We start from the raw sequence: 16,276 nt of genomic DNA on the forward strand, positions 1-16,276 counted from the left end.
CGCGATGACAACGGAATAGTCGGCAGTTCAATCCGTGGATCGTCTGGCGCGGCGCTTCGTCTCGGTAGTTGGTTGGTAGTTGGTAGTTGGTAGTTGGTAGTTGGTAGTTGGTAGTTGGTAGTTGGTAGTTGGTAGTTGGTAGTTGTATTTGATGATGTTGCAGTAGAAGTTCGTAGTTGCAGTAGAAGTTAGCAGTTCCTGTTGTTTGTTTTTGATTGGTTGTTGTGTTGTTGTGTTGTTGCAAGAGGCAGTACCGCTTGTTCTCGTACACACGCATCATGTGTCGAAACAAGCAAAAAAAGGCGGCTGTCCGAGAGGACAGCCGCCTTTTCCGTTTCCGGGGCCCATGATGTGGGCCGACGCGGCCAGCCGGATTACGCCGCGTGTTGCGTCTTTCCAGTCTCGGTGGAGCGCCAGCGCGTCAGCAATTCGTTCCACTTGACGCGCACGCCCTTCAGGTTGTTTTCCTTCACGTGACCGTAGCCGCGAATGCCGTCCGGCAGATTCGCGAGTTCCATGGCCAGCTCACGTTTCTGCGCGGTCAGGCCGCCAATCAGTTCACGCACGAGCGCTTCATATTCGCCGATCAGCGCACGTTCGGTACGGCGCTCTTCCGTTTTGCCGAACGGGTCGAACGCAGTGCCGCGCAGGAACTTGAGCTTGGCCAGCACGTGCATCGCGCTGAACACCCACGGTCCATACTTCTTCTTGATCAGATGACCTTGAGCGTCTTTCTTCGAGAACGCCGGCGGCGCGAGATGGATATGCAGTTTCCAGTCGCCTTCGAAACTCGCCTTCAGTTTGTCGATGAACGCCGGGTCGCTGTAGAGGCGCGCAACCTCGTACTCATCTTTGTACGCCATCAGCTTGTGCAGATTCTTCGCCACGGCTTCGGTCAACGGCAACTGATCGTCGGCCGAATCGAGCGCCGACTCGGCTGCACGCACTTGAGCGACCAACGCGCGATAACGCTCGGCGTACGCCGCGTTCTGCCACGCGGCAAGATAGTCGGCGCGCTTGTCGATCAGCCTGTCGAGCGCCTTCGGCGTATGTAGCGAGATGATCTTGCCGCTTGCCGTTTCAGCAGCGGCGCCGCGTCCTTGCGACTGCGCGAGCTTGCGCACCGCAGCCAGATCGTGCGCTGCACGACGGCCCCACTCGAAGGCGGCCCGGTTCTTTTCGACCTGAACGTCGTTCAACTCGATCGCGCGCATCAGCGACTGATACGTGAGCGGCACCCAGCCACGCTGCCATGCGTAGCCGAGCACGAACGGATTCGTATAGATCGCGTCGCCGAGCAGCGCGACGGCGAAGTGGTTCGCATCGACCGTATCGACGCACTCGTCGCCCGCTCCGGCGCGCACGTCGGCTTCGGTGCTGCTGCCGGGAAAGCGCCAGTTCGGGTTCTTGATCAGTTCCGCTGTCGGCGTGTGCGCGCTGTTCAGCACAACGCGCGTATGGCCTGCCTGCATCCGCGAGACGCATTCGTCGCTTGCCGTGACGATCGCGTCGCAGCCGATCACGAGACTCGCCTCGCCCATTGCAATGCGCGTTGCGTGGATATCGCCCGGTTTCTGCGCGATCTGTACGTGGCTCATCACGGCGCCGCCCTTCTGGGCGAGGCCGGTGACGTCGAGCACGGTGACGCCCTTGTTCTCCAGATGCGCGGCCATGCCGAGCAGCGCGCCGATCGTGACGACGCCCGTGCCGCCGACGCCCGTCACCAGCACGCCGTAAGGGCGGCCGATCGACGGCAATGCGGGTTCCGGCACCGGCGGCATGGCATCGGCGACGATGCCCGACGCGGCTTTCGGCTTACGCAACTGCCCACCTTCGATCGACACGAAACTCGGACAGAATCCGTTCACGCACGAAAAGTCCTTGTTGCACGTCGACTGGTTGATCTGACGTTTGGTGCCGTATTCGGTATCGACCGGTTCGACCGACAGGCAATTCGACTTCACCGAGCAATCGCCGCAGCCTTCGCACACGGCCTCGTTGATCACGACGCGGCGTGCCGGATCCGGATACGTGCCGCGTTTGCGGCGGCGGCGCTTCTCGGTCGCGCAGGTCTGGTCGTAGATCAGGATCGTGGTGCTGGGAACCTCGCGTAGCTGGCGTTGCACTTCGTCGAGCTTGTCGCGATGGTGAATGTCGATACCCGGCGCGAGGCCCACATTCGCGTGGTACTTCTCCGGCTCGTCGGTGACGATGACGATCTTCGTCGCGCCTTCGGCGGCGAGTTGATGCGTGATCTGCGGCACGGTCAGCACGCCGTCGACCGGCTGGCCGCCCGTCATCGCGACCGCGTCGTTATAGAGAATCTTGTAGGTGATGTTCGCCTTCGACGCGATCGCCGCGCGAATCGCGAGCAGGCCCGAGTGGAAGTAAGTGCCGTCGCCCAGATTGGCGAACACATGCTTGTCGTGGGTGAACGGCGCCTGGCCGATCCACGCGACGCCTTCGCCGCCCATCTGGCTGAACGTGCTGGTGCTGCGGTCCATCCAGACAGTCATGTAGTGACAGCCGATGCCGGCCATCGCACGCGAGCCTTCCGGGACATTGGTCGACGTGTTGTGCGGGCAGCCGGAGCAGAACCACGGCTTGCGTTCGGCTTCCACGCGCGGCCGCGCGAGCGCCTTTTCCTTCGCCTCGATGACCGCGATGCGCGCGGCGATGCGAGCGCGTACGTCGGACGGCAGATCGAATTTGTCGAGCCGCGTGGCGATCGCCTTGGCGATGATCGCCGGCGAGAGCTCGTAATGCGCCGGCAGCAGCCAGTTGCCCATCGGCACCGACCATTCGCCGCCCGCGCCGTCTTTCTCATCGAACTTGCCGAACACGCGCGGACGCTGCGCGTCCGGCCAGTTGTACAGTTCTTCCTTGATCGCGTATTCGAGAATCTGGCGCTTTTCCTCGACCACCAGGATTTCATGGAGGCCGCGTGCGAAGGCCTGCGCGCCTTGTGCCTCGAGCGGCCAGACGCAACCCACCTTGTACAAGCGAATGCCGATGCGCGAACAGGTATCGTCGTCGAGACCGAGGTCGGTCAGCGCCTGACGCACATCGAGATAAGCCTTGCCGCCGGTCATGATGCCGAAGCGCGCATCGGGCGAATCGATTTCCACGCGATCCAGTTTGTTCGCGCGCACGTAGGCGAGCGCCGCGTACCACTTGTAGTCGAGCAGACGCGCTTCCTGCACGAGCGGCGGATCCGGCCAACGGATGTTCAAGCCGCCTTCAGGCATCGCGAAGTCGTCCGGAAGGATGATCTTCGTGCGGTGCGGATCGATATCGACCGAAGCCGACGATTCCACGACGTCGGTCACGCACTTCATCGCGACCCACAGGCCGGAATAGCGGCTCATCGCCCAGCCGTGCAGACCGAAGTCGAGATATTCCTGCACGTTCGAGGGGAACAGCACGGGCAGGCCGCACGCCTTGAAGATATGTTCGGACTGGTGCGCGAGCGTGGAGGATTTGGCCGCGTGATCGTCGCCGGCGAGTACCAGAACGCCGCCATGCCGCGATGAGCCCGCCGAATTGCCGTGCTTGAAGACGTCGCCGGAACGGTCGACGCCCGGACCCTTGCCGTACCACATCGAGAACACGCCATCGTATTTGGCGCTCGGGTACAGATTGACCTGTTGCGAACCCCACACGGCGGTCGCCGCGAGGTCTTCGTTGACGCCGGGCTGGAACACGACCTGATGCGCGGCGAGATGCTGTTTCGCCTTCCACAGAGACAGGTCGAGGGCGCCGAGCGGCGATCCACGGTAACCGGAAATGAAGCCGGCGGTATTGAGTCCGGCGGTCCGGTCGCGTTCCTGTTGCAGCATGGGCAGACGCACCAACGCCTGGATGCCGCTCATGTACGCGCGGCCGCGTTCGAGGGTGTATTTGTCGTCGAGCGTGACGGACGAGAGCGCAGCTTCTAGCGAGGCTCGCTGACCTGCGTCTAGCGGGGCATTCATTATGTGTACTCCTCCACCCAGTTTGGGATCGCCAAAACTTTTTGGGCCGCGGCATCTTGTGAATGCTTGGGGCCGGGGTCGCCATATTGACGTGTTTTAAGTGATGGTAGCACTGGTGAAAACCCGCCGCAGCATGTCGGCAATCGCGAATGCAGTGGGGTCGATAACGATCGATGGCAGCCTGGCTGAGCTGTTGCGGAGCCTCGGCGCCGGTGCTGTAACAAGCTGTAAATGCGACAAATTCTCGGAACCGACGATGAAATCCCTGTCTAATCCCGCACCTGTGAGCAATGTCGGCGAAACGCTCCGCATTCGGTGGAGGTTCACGACAACAGGGCAGTCAGACAAGGAGTACGCATGAACACTAGAAACATCCAGACATTCCTGATGGTTTCGGCCGCATTCTTCGCCATGAGCGCCCCGATGCGCTCGAATACCGGCAGCGCAGGGACGCTATCAGCCGCGGTGGCTCGTGTAGCGCAAGTCGCGCCCGCGCGCATTGCGGTAGACCGCGTCGCCAAAGCCGGCGAGTAGGACAGAATTCGTGATGCGCCGCCGATGCGGCGTGTCGATTGAAAACCGGCCGCTGCACCCGTGCGGGCAACGGCGCAAATGACACATGACAAAGGGCGGGGATCGCAAGATCCTCGCCCTTTCTTATTGACTCGCGAACCTCAAATTCCGCGCGGGACGTTTGCGGTCATGCTTTGTCCTGCACCACCCCACGACGGATCTGGTCGAGTTCGATCGATTCGAACAACGCCTTGAAATTGCCCTCGCCGAAGCCCTGATTGCCCTTGCGTTGAATGATCTCGAAGAAGATCGGCCCGATCTGGTTTTCGGTGAAGATCTGCAGCAGCAGATCGTCCGGCGCGCCGTCGATCAGAATCTTGCGCTTGCGCAGTTCGTCGAGCGGCTCGCCATGATTCGGCACCCGCCGATCGACCAGTTCGTAGTAGGTGTCGATGGTATCGAGCAGCGAGATGTTCGCCGCGCGCAAACCGTCCACCGTGCGGTAGATGTCGTTGCTGCCGAGCGCGATATGCTGGATGCCTTCGCCGTGATAGGCGTCGAGATATTCCTGAATCTGGCCGGCCGTCTCCGAACCTTCTTCATTGATCGGAATCCGGATCTTGCCGCAGGGCGAAGTCATCGCTTTCGATTTCACGCCCGTCACCTTGCCTTCGATGTCGAAGTAACGCACTTCGCGGAAGTTGAACAGACGCTCGTAGAACTCCGCCCACTCCTGCATGCGGCCGCGATGCACGTTGTGCGTCAGGTGGTCGATATAGGTCAGGCCGTGCCCGGCGGGATTGGGATTCGCACCGGGAATCGGCTCGAAGTCGACGTCGTAAATATCGATGTTGCCGATGCTGTTCGGCTCGGCGCCGTTCTTGCTGCGCCAACGGTCGACGAAATAGATCAGCGAGTCGCCGATGCCCTTGATCGCCGGGATGTTCAGTTCCATCGGGCCGGTCTTGTTGTCGAAGCCCCAGGCGCCTTTATCCAGCGCCTGTTTGTAGGCCTTCGCCGCATCTTGCACGCGGAAGGCGATCGCGCAGATCGACGGGCCATGCAGGCGTGCGAACCGCTGCGCGAACGAATCCGGCTCGCCGTTGACGATGAAGTTGATTCCGCCCTGACGGTACAGGGTGACGTCTTTATGACGATGTCGCGCTACCGCGGTGAAGCCCATTTGTTCGAACAGCTTGCCGAGCGCTTTCGGATCCGGCGCGGTGTATTCGATGAATTCGAAACCGTCGGTGCCGAGCGGGTTGTCCCAAGTTGAAACTTGCATTGTCTGTCTCCTGATTTGCGCCGGTGCAGGGTGTGCGATTGAGCGCGACCGAGTGAGCCAAGTGTAAAGGTCCGGTCGCAACGAAAACTTGCGAACTTAATCGCGCGTGAATACGCTTGCGCTATCTTCTTGCGCAGCTTCGCTTTTTGAGGGCAGAGAATGACCAAAATAGAGATGGACGCGATCGACCGGCGCATTCTCGCCGTCCTTCAGGAGAATGGCCGGCTGTCGAATCAGGAGATCGCGGAGCGCGTCAATCTTTCGCCCAGCCCGTGCCTGCGGCGTATCCGTCGACTGGAAGAGAGCGGCGTGATTCGCGGCTACGTGGCGCTGCTCGACCCTCGGCTATTAGGTCTCGACTTGCTCGCTTACGTGAACGTGCGGCTGGAAAAGCGCAGTGGGCCGGCGCTCAGTCCCCGAGGCGGCGACGTAACGCACGCGGATTTGTTTCGCGCGGCGGTTCAGACCTGGCCGGAGGTGGTCGCGTGTTACGCGATGACCGGCGATATGGACTATCTGCTTCGCGTCCAGGTAGCGGATATGGCGCACTTTTCGCGTTTCGTGCAGGAGCAGCTCCTGCACCATCCGTCGGTGATCGACGTCAAGACGAGTTTCTCGCTCGAAACGTTCAAGGAAACGACGGCGTTGCCGATTGTGTAAGCCGTGCCGCGCGAGGCGACTGTCAGCGGTGAAACAAAAAAGGGCAGCTTTGAGGCCGCCCTTTTCTTGCGTCACCGAAGCGCGTGGCTGTCAGGCCGCCTCTGCCGTCGGCAAAAACGATTCGAACAACTGCGTCGTGCGACGTGCCTGGCGTTTGAGCGCGTAGTCGAACACCGCAGCTTGCTCCTGCAACATCTCGGCGATGATGCTGGATTGGTCGGCCGGCGGCAGCGTGAGATAGGCGTCGGCTTCGCCGTATGCGTACTCGATCTTCATGCCGGCTTTCTTCGCGATGTGCATCATGGTCGAGTTGCGCGACAGGCAATGCATGTAGAGCATGCTGACGTGCGTATTGCGGCTGCGAATGGCGGCGCGCTCGAAAAGCTTGGAGCCGATGCCCTGCCCGCGAGCGCTTTCCAGCACTGATACGCCGAATTCGGCGGTGCGTTTGTCGCCTTCCACCGGCAGATAAGCCAGGTGACCGACGCCGGTCAGTTGCAACTGACTGTTGAATACGCCGAAAACCGTGTCGCGCTTGAAATCGATGGCGCGAACGTAATTTTCGATGACATGGTCCGGCACGATCTGGCCGAAGCGCAGCAGGCGATCATCTTCGTCGAGCGCGAGGAAGTGGGTAAGCAGCCGTTCGCGGTCGGCAGCGGTGAGTTCACGGACCAGAGCGGGTGCACGACCGGCTGGCTGCGACAGCCGATCGTGCGCGATGATCGGCTCGGCTGCGCGGGGTGTAATCGGATTCATGGTCGGGTTCTCCTTTTAATCGAGCGGCGTGGTGCACCGCAAAAACGATTTTAGCGGAAATGCTAACCGCATACTAGGGAAAACCCGTATCCAATTCCGAGTAAGATACCTAAAAAGACCGCATTGTCCTCGCAAACAATTGATTTTAAACAATAAATAAAATGAACGGGCGTTCGCGCCTCGGTGTCGCGGCAAGGCAACTGAAGGTCGGCGTGTATCTCCTGACTATTGTTGCTCTGCGCAATCAATCCGGCGCTGAGCCCAGCCCATGATCGACCATGCCGACCACCTGCTCGGCGAACTCCCGATAGCCCATGCGGCCATCCGGCTTCAGCCAGGTGAACGTCCAGTTGATCATGCCGAACACCATCATCGTGAGGGCGGTTTGATTTTCGCGCCTGGCGCGTTCTGGATAAGCGCGCGCCAGTTGCCGCGAAAAGGCCGCGACCACGTCGCGCTGGCGGTTCAGGATGATCTCGCGCTGCGTATCCTCCAGATACTTCACGTCGTTCAGCAATGCGACGTGCCGACTGTGCGACGTCTCGTACTCGGATAGAAATGCGCGAATCAGCTCGGCGAAGGTTTCCCGCTCCGTGAGTCCGCGGCGTTGGCTTGCGCCCTCCACCTCGGCGATGATCAGCATCAGCCGCTTGGTGTAACGGTCCAGCAGATCGAACAGGATGGCTTCCTTGCTCGCGTAGTAGTGGTACAGGCGCGCTTTCGAGGTGCCGCTGGCGGCGGCGAGATCGGCCATCGAGGTGCTCGGATAGCTGGTCTGGGCGAATTTCGCCGCAGCTAACTCGAGAATTTGCTCGCGCTGGGTTTCGTGGTCGGGGGCTCGGGTGCGGGCCATGGTCGTCTGTTCTTCTATTAGTGTGGACAGTGGGAGAGCGCTGCGCACAACTCCAGCGTGCGCCACGCGCGCGCGTCGCCGCGCAGCTTGATGCGCCGGGTCGCGGCCAGTTCGTGCAAGCGCCATAGCGCGATGCTGTCGCTGACCAGCAAGCCGAGGTCGGCGGTCATCAACTCAGCGGCAACGCGCGCGGCGGGTTGCCAGTCCTCGGTGACGTGGTCGAGGATTTGCGCGTCCAGGTCGGCGAAGTTGCCGCTTGTAAATGAGTTGTCGCGCCAGCGCCGCGTCTCGCCGTTCGCGTGTTTGACTTCCTGCCATTCGAGCGCGAGCCGGCTGATACGCAGCACCGAAATCGGCGCGGCGTCGGACAGGCGCGCTTGCAGCACGGTCGGCGCGAACATGCCGACGGAGGTCGCGCGGTCCTTGCGACTGTGCGCCCAGGCGCTGGGGTCGGTAAGGTCGCGAATCGACAGACGTACTTCGTTCAGGCGCTGCGGGCTGTTGCGCAGGTGATAGCAGACCCGGCGGAGCATTAACTGATCCGATGCGCTTTCACCATGCCAGGCCACCAGATTTGTATCGCCGCTAGCGATCTTTTCCAGTGTCGCCGCCTGCTCGCGGAAGTCGCGCAGGAAATCCCGCTTCGTGTCGGCGCTGACCCGATCCCAGAAGTTGGCTCGCACCTCGGGCGCCTCGTCGATGCCGCGCAAGGGGCCGACCGCCAGGTCATCGCGCAGCGCTTGCACGCGATCGTCGCGGCCCGACTCCTTAAGCGCGGCGCGTAGTGATTCCGCGGCAACATCGCCGTTGGTGAGATGGATCGTGCTCATCGGCAGTGGCTTCGCTCGGGGATAACAAAAAGGGGCCGCTCGCCGAACGGAACGGACGTCCGATCGCGAGCGGCCCCTAGTGTAAGCGGATCGCGGACCTGCTGAAAGCGCGGCGGGCGTCGCACGGACCGGCCGCGGCGCGCGGTTCAACGTTCGTCGTAGCTCACCACGACCCGATCGCTGACCGGATGGCATTGGCACGTCAGCACGAAACCGTCGCGGATTTCATGCTCCTCCAGCGTGTAGTTCTTTTCCATCTTCACTTCGCCTTCCAGCACCTTCGCGCGACAGGTGCAGCAGACGCCGCCTTTGCACGCATATGGCAGCGCGAGGCCGGCTCGCAGGCCGACGTCGAGCACGCTCACGCCTTCGTACGGCAGGCGCAGCTTGCGCCTTTTTCCGTCGAGGACGATTTCGAGGTCGGCGGCCGGCATGTCCTCGGTGATGTCGACCGGCGGCACGCCCGCTTGCGGCAGCGGCGAACCGAAGCGCTCCACATGCACCTTTTCCGGCGGCACGCCCGCGGCTTTCAAGGCGGCCTCGGCGGCATCCATCATCGGGGCGGGGCCGCAAATGAACGCTTCGTCGATGGCATCGGCGGGTAGCAGGTTCTCGATGAAGGCCGCGCACTTTTGTTGATCGAGCACGCCGTTGAAGAGTTCGACGTCCTGCAAGTCGTCGGACAGCACGTGGTAGAGCACGAAGCGGTTCATGAAGCGGTTCTTCAGATCCTCGAGTTCTTCCGCGAACATGATCTGGTCGACGCTGCGGTTGCCGTACACCAGCGTGAAGGTGCTGCGCGGTTCCACTTCGAGCGTGGTCTTGATGATCGCGAGCACGGGTGTGATGCCCGAGCCGCCTGAGAAGGCGATGTACTGCTGACCCTGGTCGGCGTTCAGATGAGTGAAGAAGCGGCCGTCGGGCGTCATCACGTCGATCGTGTGACCGGGCTGCAGCGTATCGAAGGCGAAGTTCGAGAAGCGCCCGCCGCGCACGCGCTTGATGCCGATGCGCAGTTCGCCGTCGCGATCGTAGTCCGTCACGCCGACGCAGATCGAATACGAGCGGCGCGTTTCCTCACCGTCGATGTGCGTCTTCAACGTGACGAACTGGCCTTGCGTGAAGCGGTACTGATCGCGCAGTTCGGCGGGGACTTCGAAGGCGACGGAGACCGCGTCGGCGGTTTCGGGCCGCACTTCGCGGATACGCAGCGGATGAAATTGCGGGGTGGCCATATCAGTACGGTTTGAAGTAGTCGAAGGGTTCGCGGCAGTCGAGGCAGCGATACAAGGCCTTGCAGGCCGTCGAGCCGAATTGCGCGAGACGCTCGGTGTGCGCGGAGCCGCAACGTGGGCACGGCGGCGCGGGCAGCGCTCGCGGCACGAAGCGCAGCACGTTTTCCCGCGGCGGCGCGGCCGAACCGCAATTGCCCGTGGGCGGCGCGATGCCGTAGGCGCGGAGCTTTTCGCGCGCCTCGGCGGTCATCCAGTCGGTGGTCCAGGCGGGCGCGAGCACGGTGGCGATCCGGTACGGCTTGAGGTTCGCCACGTCAAGCGCATGGGCGACGTCCTCCGCGATCTGCGACATGGCCGGGCAGCCGGAATAGGTTGGCGTGATCACGACTTCGAGCGCGCCGTCGGCGGCGCGGCGCACATCGCGCAGAATGCCGAGTTCGCGGATCGACACGACCGGAATCTCCGGATCGGGCACCGTTTCGAGCACGTCCCACGCGCGTGCGAGCGCGGCATCGGGCGCGTGTGTGGCAGTCGAGGTCGTCATCGTCGGATTACCAGGTGGCGCCGGGGTGCTGGCGTGCGAGGCTCTGCATTTCGGCCAGCACGAAACCCATGTGCTCCGAATGCTCGCCGTGCTTGCCGGTCGTAATGTGCTTGACCGCTTCGGGCAGTTTCAGCGTGGCTTCGTCGAGCGTGGCGCGGACGTCCTCGAGCCACGCAGGTTCGAGGTCCGAAGTCAGCGGCCCGATGCCGGCGGCGGCGATCGTCTCTTCCACGGCGTCCGTGCTGAAAAACTCGCGCGTGTACGGCAGCAGGTAGTCGAGCGCCGCTTGCGCGCGGCGGTGCGATTCGTCGGTGCCGTCGCCGAAACGGATCAGCCATTCGCTTGCATGGTGCAGGTGATAGCTGGTTTCCTTGATCGACTTCGACGCGATCGCAGCCAGTTGCGCGTCGGCGGAGCAGGTGAGCGCCGTCCACAAGTGCGCCATTAGCGCGGAGTAGAGGAAATTGCGCACGATCGTGACCGCGTAGTCCTTGTCGGTTTGCGCGGTGCCGGTCAGCGGGCCGTAGTGCGGCAACTCGGCCAGCGTGTAATTGGCGAACTCGCGTTCGGCGCGGAAGTAGGCGTAGTCGTCTTCGGTGCGGGTTTTGCCGGTGAGCTGCTGTTCGAGCGAGGCGGCATGCGTATACAGCAGCCGCGCCTGGCCGATTAGATCGAGGCTCATGTTCGAGAGCGCGATGTCCTCTTCGAGGACCGGGCCGTGGCCGCACCATTCGGTATTGCGCTGACCGAGGATCAGCGCGGTATCCGCGAGGCGCAGCACGTATTGCAGATGTTCAGGCGTAGTGTGCATGGCCGCGCTTACATGTGATTGACTTCGTCGGGGAGCGTGTAGAACGTCGGATGGCGGTAAATCTTGTCGCCAGCCGGTTCGAACAGTTCCGCCTTGTCTTGCGGCGCGGAGGCCGTGATCGCCGATGACGGCACCACCCAGATGCTCACGCCTTCCTGGCGGCGCGTGTAGACGTCGCGCGCCATGCGCAGCGCCATTGGGGCGTCGGCGGCGTGCAGACTGCCGCAGTGTTTATGGTCGAGTCCCTGCTTGCTGCGCACGAAGACTTCCCAAATCGGCCATTCCTTGTTCATGCTGATCTCCTGATTCCTTGCCTGGCTCTTGCCGCGTTTGTCAGGCGGCGTGCTGTTGCGCGCGCTGGCGCTGCTTTTCCGCGTGGGCGAGGGCGGCTTCACGCACCCAGGCGCCGTCGTCGTGGGCTTTGACGCGGGTGGCGAGACGCTCGCGGTTGCACGGGCCGTCACCGTTTACGACCCGCCAGAACTCTTCCCAGTCGATGTCGCCGTAGTCGTAGTGGCCGCGCGCCTCGTTCCATTTCAGGTCCGGGTCCGGCAGCGTGACGCCGAGCACCTTGGCCTGGTCGACGGTGGCGTCGACGAATTTCTGGCGCAGATCGTCGTTCGAGATGCGCTTGATGCCCCATTTCGACGACTGATTGCTGTGGATCGAATCCTTGTCGCTCGGGCCGAACATCATCAGCACCGGCCACCACCAGCGGTTCACGGCCTGCTGGACCAGTTCGCGTTGCGCTTCGGTGCCGGACATCATCGACATCAGCGCGTCGAAACCCTGGCGCTGGTGGAACGACTCTTCCTTGCAGATGCGGATCATCGCCCGCGCATACGGGCCGTACGTGCAGCGGCACAGTGGAATCTGGTTCATGATCGCCGCGCCATCGACCAGCCAGCCGATCACGCCGACGTCGGCCCATGTGGGCGTCGGGTAATTGAAGATGCTGGAATATTTGGCTTTGCCGGAATGCAGCGCCGCGATCAGCTCATCGCGCGACACGCCGAGCGTTTCGGCCGCGCTATATAGATAGAGGCCGTGGCCGGCTTCGTCCTGCACCTTGGCGAGCAGGATCGCCTTGCGCTTGAGGCTGGGCGCGCGCGTGATCCAGTTGCCCTCCGGCAGCATGCCGACGACCTCCGAATGCGCGTGCTGCGAGATTTGCCGGACCAGCGTTTTGCGGTAAGCGTCCGGCATCCAGTCCTGCGGCTCAATTTTGCCGTCGTCGGTCATGACTGCGTCGAATCGCGCCTGTTCAGGCGAATTCGCGCCCGAGTCGAGCGGAGCGACGTTGCCGGGAATATCCAGGGATTGCGTGTACATGGGGACGCTCTCTGCGGAAGTTTCTGTGTTTGCACAGTATAAGACAACCGACCGGTCGGTTAATAACTTTTTTGCGACGGATCCTTGCCGTCGATAGGTGCTGGCGGGCCCTTGGTGGCCGCAGTCACGCTCGCTGACGCCCCGCGTCGACGCTTAACCTATAAAATTGCGAATTGGCCGCGATTTGCGGCCTTCCTGCATCCCCGGTACTCATGTTACGTCTTAGCGAAATCAAACTCCCGCTCGATCATCCCGACAGTGCCCTCGAAGCCGCGGTCCGCGCGCGCCTCGCGGAACTCGGCGTGGCGGCGAACGGGCTCATCCGATACACCGTTTTTCGCCGCGCTCACGATGCCCGCAAGCGCGCCGACATCAAACTCACGTACATCATCGATGTCGAGGTAACGGATGAGGCTGCCGCGCTCAGGCGGCTCGGCGCAGTGCCGCATTGCGGCGTGACGCCTGACATGACTTACCGGTTCGTCGCCAAGGCCCCGGCGCAATTCACCACATTGCGCCCGGTTGTGATCGGCATGGGGCCGTGCGGCCTGTTCGCCGGACTGATCCTCGCGCAGATGGGCTTCCGTCCGATCATCCTCGAGCGCGGCAAGGCCGTGCGCGAGCGCACCAAGGACACATTCGGCCTGTGGCGCAAGTCGGTGCTGAATCCCGAATCGAACGTGCAGTTCGGCGAAGGCGGCGCGGGTACGTTCTCGGACGGCAAGCTATACAGCCAGATCAAGGATCCGAAGCACTACGGTCGCAAGGTGCTCGACGAATTCGTCCGCGCGGGGGCTCCGGAAGACATCCTGTATCTGAGCCGGCCCCATATCGGCACCTTCCGTCTCGTCAGCATGGTCGAAAAGATGCGCGCGACCATCCACGAGTTGGGTGGTGAAGTGCGCTTTGAAACGCGCGTCGACGACATCGAAATCGACCACGGCAAAGTTCGCGGCCTGAAGCTTTCGACCGGTGAAACGCTGCGTTGCGATCATGTCGTGCTGGCGGTCGGTCATAGTGCGCGCGATACGTTCGAGATGCTGCATGAGCGCGGCGTCTATATGGAAGCGAAGCCCTTTTCGCTCGGTTTCCGGATCGAGCACCCTCAGGGTTTGATCGATCGCAGCCGGTTCGGCAAGTTCGCCGGGCACAAGCAATTGGGCGCCGCCGACTATAAGGTGGTGCATCACTGCAGCAACGGGCGCGCGGTGTATAGCTTCTGCATGTGCCCCGGCGGCACCGTGGTGGCGGCGACCTCGGAGCCTGGGCGCGTCGTGACGAACGGCATGAGCCAGTATTCGCGGGCCGAGCGCAATGCCAATGCGGGGATTGTCGTCGGCATCACGCCGGACGATTATCCGGGCGGCCCGCTCGCCGGCATCGCGTTCCAGCGCAAGTGGGAGGAGCGGGCGTTCGAGCTGGGCGGCGGCAACTATATGGCGCCGGGCCAACTCGTCGGCGATTTTATCGCCGGACGGCCGTCCACCTCGCTCGGCTCGGTGGTGCCGTCGTACAAACCCGGCGTGCATCCGACCGATCTCAGCACCGCGCTGCCTGATTACGTGATCGAGGCGATTCGCGAAGCCTTGCCGCAGATGGACAAGAAGATAGCCGGCTTTGCCATGCATGACGCGGTGCTGACGGGCGTTGAGACGAGAACGTCGTCACCGATTCGCGTGCGTCGCCGGGACGATTATCAGAGCATGAATGTGGACGGTCTGTATCCGGCTGGCGAGGGCGCCGGGTATGCAGGCGGAATCTATTCGGCGGCGATCGACGGAATCGAAGTGGCGGAAGCGCTGGCATTGAAGATGACCGGAGCGCGGGCGGCCGCCTGAGTCGGCGACGGGCGTACGCAGCCGCCCGTGACCGCCATTGCGATCGGGCACAATGCACGTTTTCGCCTCGAACCGACCACCGAATGACCATTCGCACTCTGGCTGCCGCATGCGCTGCGGCGTTGCTGACACAATTTGCCGTTTCCCCGAGCGGTTTTGCCGCCGACGCCTCCGCGCATTGGGTGGCCGCGTGGGCGACGGCGCTGCAGCCGATTCCTCAACGTGCGGATTTGCCTTCGCTGTACCGCGCGCCAGAAGTGGCGGGGCGCACGGTGCGCCAGATCGTCTATCCGACGCTGTCCGGCAAATCGGCGCGGATCCATCTGAGTAATGAGTACGGCAAGACGGCGTTGGTCATCGACGAACTGCGCATCGCGCGCTCGGCCGGCGGTGCCGCGGCTCTGGGCGGCAGCGAAACGCGCGTCACGTTCGGCGGGAAGACAGCGGTGAGTATTCCGCCCGGCGCGGAGCTGGATAGCGATCCCGTCGCAATCGAAGTCGCCAAAGGTGCGCCTTATGCGATCAGCGCGTTCGTGGGGGCGGAGCAACGAATCGTGGCGTGGCACCGTGTATCGAGCCAGGTGAACTATGTTTCGGCACCGGGCAATCACACGGCCGATACTTCGGCCGATTCGTTTCGCAGCCGGTTTACGCAATATGTGTGGGTGACCGGCTTGTCCGTGGACGCCCCTGCGTCGATGGCCGTGGCCGCGATCGGCGACTCCATCACCGACGGCATGCGCTCCAGTCTCAATCAGAACAAGCGTTGGCCGGACGCGCTAGCGCGCCGGTTCGCCGGCAGCGGCGAGCGCTCGATTGCGGTTGTCAATCTCGGCATCAGCGGCAATCGCTTGCTAAGCGATTCGCCGTGCTATGGCGAGGCGCTTGTCCGGCGTTTTGATCGCGACGTGCTCGAGCGTCCTGGCGTCAAGGCGGCGATTCTGCTGATTGGCATCAACGACATCAATTTCGCGGCGATGCCGGCCCGCAATGGTCTCGACTGCGATTTCCCGCATACGCCGGTCACGGCTGCGGGTCTGATCGCCGGATATCAACGAGTGGTAGCCGCCGCGCGGCAGCGTGGCGTAAAGGTGTTCGGCTCGACGCTGACGCCTGCGTCGTTGCCGGCGCAGCGAGAGAGCATCAGGCTTGCGGTCAATCAATGGATTCGGAGCAGCCGCGGTTTCGACGGGGTGGTGGATTTCGACGCGGCGCTACGCGATCCGGCGCAGCCGGAGCGCTTGCAGCGCGCTTTTGACAGCGGCGATCATATTCATCCTAGCGATGCGGGTTATGCCGCAATGGCGGATGCGGTTCCTATCGTTGCAGTAGTGAATTCGTCCCTAAAGTGAGCCGCCAAAAAAAGAATTTGGTCAAACCCTTGTCACATGGCTGAGGTTGGCCTATGATTCGCCTCCTCGTTGCAAACGAGGGCCGCGGTAGAAACCAGCGGCGCGTAGCGCCAAGAAAGAAGTTTTAAGCGAAAGCGAAAAAATGTTCTTGACGAAACGAAAGAGATGTCTCATAATCTCGTTTCTCTGCTGCAGATGCAGCGACGCAGAACGAAGCGGTGCCGGGTGGTTGAAGTGGGCGTCGTGACGGTGGTGAATGCGTAAGTGATCTTTAAAAACTAACAGCCGAT

The 16,276-nt window shown here is 62.3% G+C and carries 15 protein-coding genes; 4 read left to right on the forward strand and 11 right to left on the reverse strand.

All coding sequences use genetic code 11. From position 1 onward, the window contains the following. Positions 1-374: 374 nt before the first annotated feature. Positions 375-3,974: an indolepyruvate ferredoxin oxidoreductase family protein gene (locus ACTJLC_RS23595; RefSeq protein ID WP_440845314.1), complete on the reverse strand. Its 3,600-nt coding sequence runs from the start codon at positions 3,972-3,974 to the stop codon at positions 375-377. A gap of 357 nt (positions 3,975-4,331) precedes the next feature. Here ACTJLC_RS23595 and ACTJLC_RS23600 point away from each other — a divergent pair, with 357 nt between their 5' ends. Further along, positions 4,332-4,508, forward strand: coding sequence for a hypothetical protein (locus tag ACTJLC_RS23600; protein WP_440845316.1), 177 nt, complete (start codon positions 4,332-4,334; stop codon positions 4,506-4,508). A gap of 166 nt (positions 4,509-4,674) precedes the next feature. On the opposite strand, the gene hppD is transcribed toward ACTJLC_RS23600, so the two are convergent. Continuing rightward, positions 4,675-5,772 (reverse strand): 4-hydroxyphenylpyruvate dioxygenase, encoded by a 1,098-nt coding sequence (gene hppD / locus ACTJLC_RS23605; protein ID WP_440845318.1) that lies wholly within the window; start codon positions 5,770-5,772, stop codon positions 4,675-4,677. Between the two features lie 159 nt (positions 5,773-5,931). Here hppD and ACTJLC_RS23610 point away from each other — a divergent pair, with 159 nt between their 5' ends. Next, the gene (locus tag ACTJLC_RS23610; RefSeq protein ID WP_310131434.1) at positions 5,932-6,432 is read left to right on the forward strand and encodes an Lrp/AsnC family transcriptional regulator; all 501 of its coding nucleotides are present in this window, start codon (positions 5,932-5,934) and stop codon (positions 6,430-6,432) included. A 90-nt stretch (positions 6,433-6,522) separates the two neighbouring features. Here ACTJLC_RS23610 and ACTJLC_RS23615 read toward each other — a convergent pair whose 3' ends face one another. The 8 genes from ACTJLC_RS23615 to paaA form a co-directional block, all read right to left on the reverse strand. Further along, complete coding sequence (locus ACTJLC_RS23615; protein ID WP_073432194.1) at positions 6,523-7,191, reverse strand: GNAT family N-acetyltransferase; 669 nt, start codon at positions 7,189-7,191, stop codon at positions 6,523-6,525. Between the two features lie 244 nt (positions 7,192-7,435). After that, positions 7,436-8,044 (reverse strand): TetR/AcrR family transcriptional regulator, encoded by a 609-nt coding sequence (locus tag ACTJLC_RS23620; protein WP_114163238.1) that lies wholly within the window; start codon positions 8,042-8,044, stop codon positions 7,436-7,438. Between the two features lie 17 nt (positions 8,045-8,061). Continuing rightward, positions 8,062-8,874, reverse strand: a complete 813-nt coding sequence (locus ACTJLC_RS23625; protein WP_440845321.1) for a DUF1835 domain-containing protein — start codon at positions 8,872-8,874, stop codon at positions 8,062-8,064. Between the two features lie 146 nt (positions 8,875-9,020). Beyond that, entirely contained in the window at positions 9,021-10,109 is a 1,089-nt protein-coding gene (gene paaE, locus ACTJLC_RS23630) for a 1,2-phenylacetyl-CoA epoxidase subunit PaaE (RefSeq protein ID WP_073432197.1), read from the reverse strand. Position 10,110: 1 nt separating this feature from the next. Beyond that, positions 10,111-10,653 carry a 1,2-phenylacetyl-CoA epoxidase subunit PaaD gene (paaD, locus tag ACTJLC_RS23635; protein WP_440845323.1) on the reverse strand — a complete coding sequence of 181 codons (543 nt, stop codon included), beginning with the start codon at positions 10,651-10,653 and terminating at the stop codon, positions 10,111-10,113. Between the two features lie 7 nt (positions 10,654-10,660). Then, a complete protein-coding gene (paaC, locus tag ACTJLC_RS23640; protein ID WP_310126802.1) occupies positions 10,661-11,464 on the reverse strand; it encodes a 1,2-phenylacetyl-CoA epoxidase subunit PaaC in 804 nt (267 codons plus the stop codon). Positions 11,465-11,472: 8 nt separating this feature from the next. After that, entirely contained in the window at positions 11,473-11,757 is a 285-nt protein-coding gene (gene paaB / locus ACTJLC_RS23645) for a 1,2-phenylacetyl-CoA epoxidase subunit PaaB (RefSeq protein ID WP_073432200.1), read from the reverse strand. Positions 11,758-11,797: 40 nt separating this feature from the next. Further along, complete coding sequence (gene paaA, locus ACTJLC_RS23650; RefSeq protein ID WP_073432201.1) at positions 11,798-12,796, reverse strand: 1,2-phenylacetyl-CoA epoxidase subunit PaaA; 999 nt, start codon at positions 12,794-12,796, stop codon at positions 11,798-11,800. Positions 12,797-13,008: 212 nt separating this feature from the next. Between paaA and ACTJLC_RS23655 the strand changes: the two genes are divergently transcribed. Both ACTJLC_RS23655 and ACTJLC_RS23660 read left to right on the forward strand, forming a co-directional pair. Then, positions 13,009-14,634 (forward strand): NAD(P)/FAD-dependent oxidoreductase, encoded by a 1,626-nt coding sequence (locus ACTJLC_RS23655; RefSeq protein ID WP_440845326.1) that lies wholly within the window; start codon positions 13,009-13,011, stop codon positions 14,632-14,634. A gap of 83 nt (positions 14,635-14,717) precedes the next feature. Then, entirely contained in the window at positions 14,718-15,986 is a 1,269-nt protein-coding gene (locus ACTJLC_RS23660) for an SGNH/GDSL hydrolase family protein (RefSeq protein WP_310131449.1), read from the forward strand. A 51-nt stretch (positions 15,987-16,037) separates the two neighbouring features. Here ACTJLC_RS23660 and ACTJLC_RS23665 read toward each other — a convergent pair. Beyond that, on the reverse strand, positions 16,038-16,276 hold a 239-nt coding region (locus tag ACTJLC_RS23665; RefSeq protein WP_440845329.1), incomplete at its 5' end, for a hypothetical protein.

It is taken from the genome of Paraburkholderia sp. 22099 (assembly GCF_052045835.1).
In the GTDB taxonomy this organism is placed as follows: domain Bacteria; phylum Pseudomonadota; class Gammaproteobacteria; order Burkholderiales; family Burkholderiaceae; genus Paraburkholderia; species Paraburkholderia terricola.

What these genes read in the sequence shown, in the direction of transcription:
- paaD (WP_440845323.1), bottom strand. Translation starts at nt 10,653, where the DNA reads ATGACGACCTCGACTGCCACACACGCGCCCGATGCCGCGCTCGCACGC.
- ACTJLC_RS23615 (WP_073432194.1), bottom strand. Translation starts at nt 7,191, where the DNA reads ATGAATCCGATTACACCCCGCGCAGCCGAGCCGATCATCGCGCACGAT.
- ACTJLC_RS23600 (WP_440845316.1), top strand. Translation starts at nt 4,332, where the DNA reads ATGAACACTAGAAACATCCAGACATTCCTGATGGTTTCGGCCGCATTC.
- ACTJLC_RS23595 (WP_440845314.1), bottom strand. Translation starts at nt 3,974, where the DNA reads ATGAATGCCCCGCTAGACGCAGGTCAGCGAGCCTCGCTAGAAGCTGCG.
- ACTJLC_RS23660 (WP_310131449.1), top strand. Translation starts at nt 14,718, where the DNA reads ATGACCATTCGCACTCTGGCTGCCGCATGCGCTGCGGCGTTGCTGACA.
- ACTJLC_RS23625 (WP_440845321.1), bottom strand. Translation starts at nt 8,874, where the DNA reads ATGAGCACGATCCATCTCACCAACGGCGATGTTGCCGCGGAATCACTA.
- paaB (WP_073432200.1), bottom strand. Translation starts at nt 11,757, where the DNA reads ATGAACAAGGAATGGCCGATTTGGGAAGTCTTCGTGCGCAGCAAGCAG.
- paaC (WP_310126802.1), bottom strand. Translation starts at nt 11,464, where the DNA reads ATGCACACTACGCCTGAACATCTGCAATACGTGCTGCGCCTCGCGGAT.
- hppD (WP_440845318.1), bottom strand. Translation starts at nt 5,772, where the DNA reads ATGCAAGTTTCAACTTGGGACAACCCGCTCGGCACCGACGGTTTCGAA.
- paaA (WP_073432201.1), bottom strand. Translation starts at nt 12,796, where the DNA reads ATGTACACGCAATCCCTGGATATTCCCGGCAACGTCGCTCCGCTCGAC.
- ACTJLC_RS23620 (WP_114163238.1), bottom strand. Translation starts at nt 8,044, where the DNA reads ATGGCCCGCACCCGAGCCCCCGACCACGAAACCCAGCGCGAGCAAATT.
- ACTJLC_RS23610 (WP_310131434.1), top strand. Translation starts at nt 5,932, where the DNA reads ATGACCAAAATAGAGATGGACGCGATCGACCGGCGCATTCTCGCCGTC.
- paaE (WP_073432197.1), bottom strand. Translation starts at nt 10,109, where the DNA reads ATGGCCACCCCGCAATTTCATCCGCTGCGTATCCGCGAAGTGCGGCCC.
- ACTJLC_RS23655 (WP_440845326.1), top strand. Translation starts at nt 13,009, where the DNA reads ATGTTACGTCTTAGCGAAATCAAACTCCCGCTCGATCATCCCGACAGT.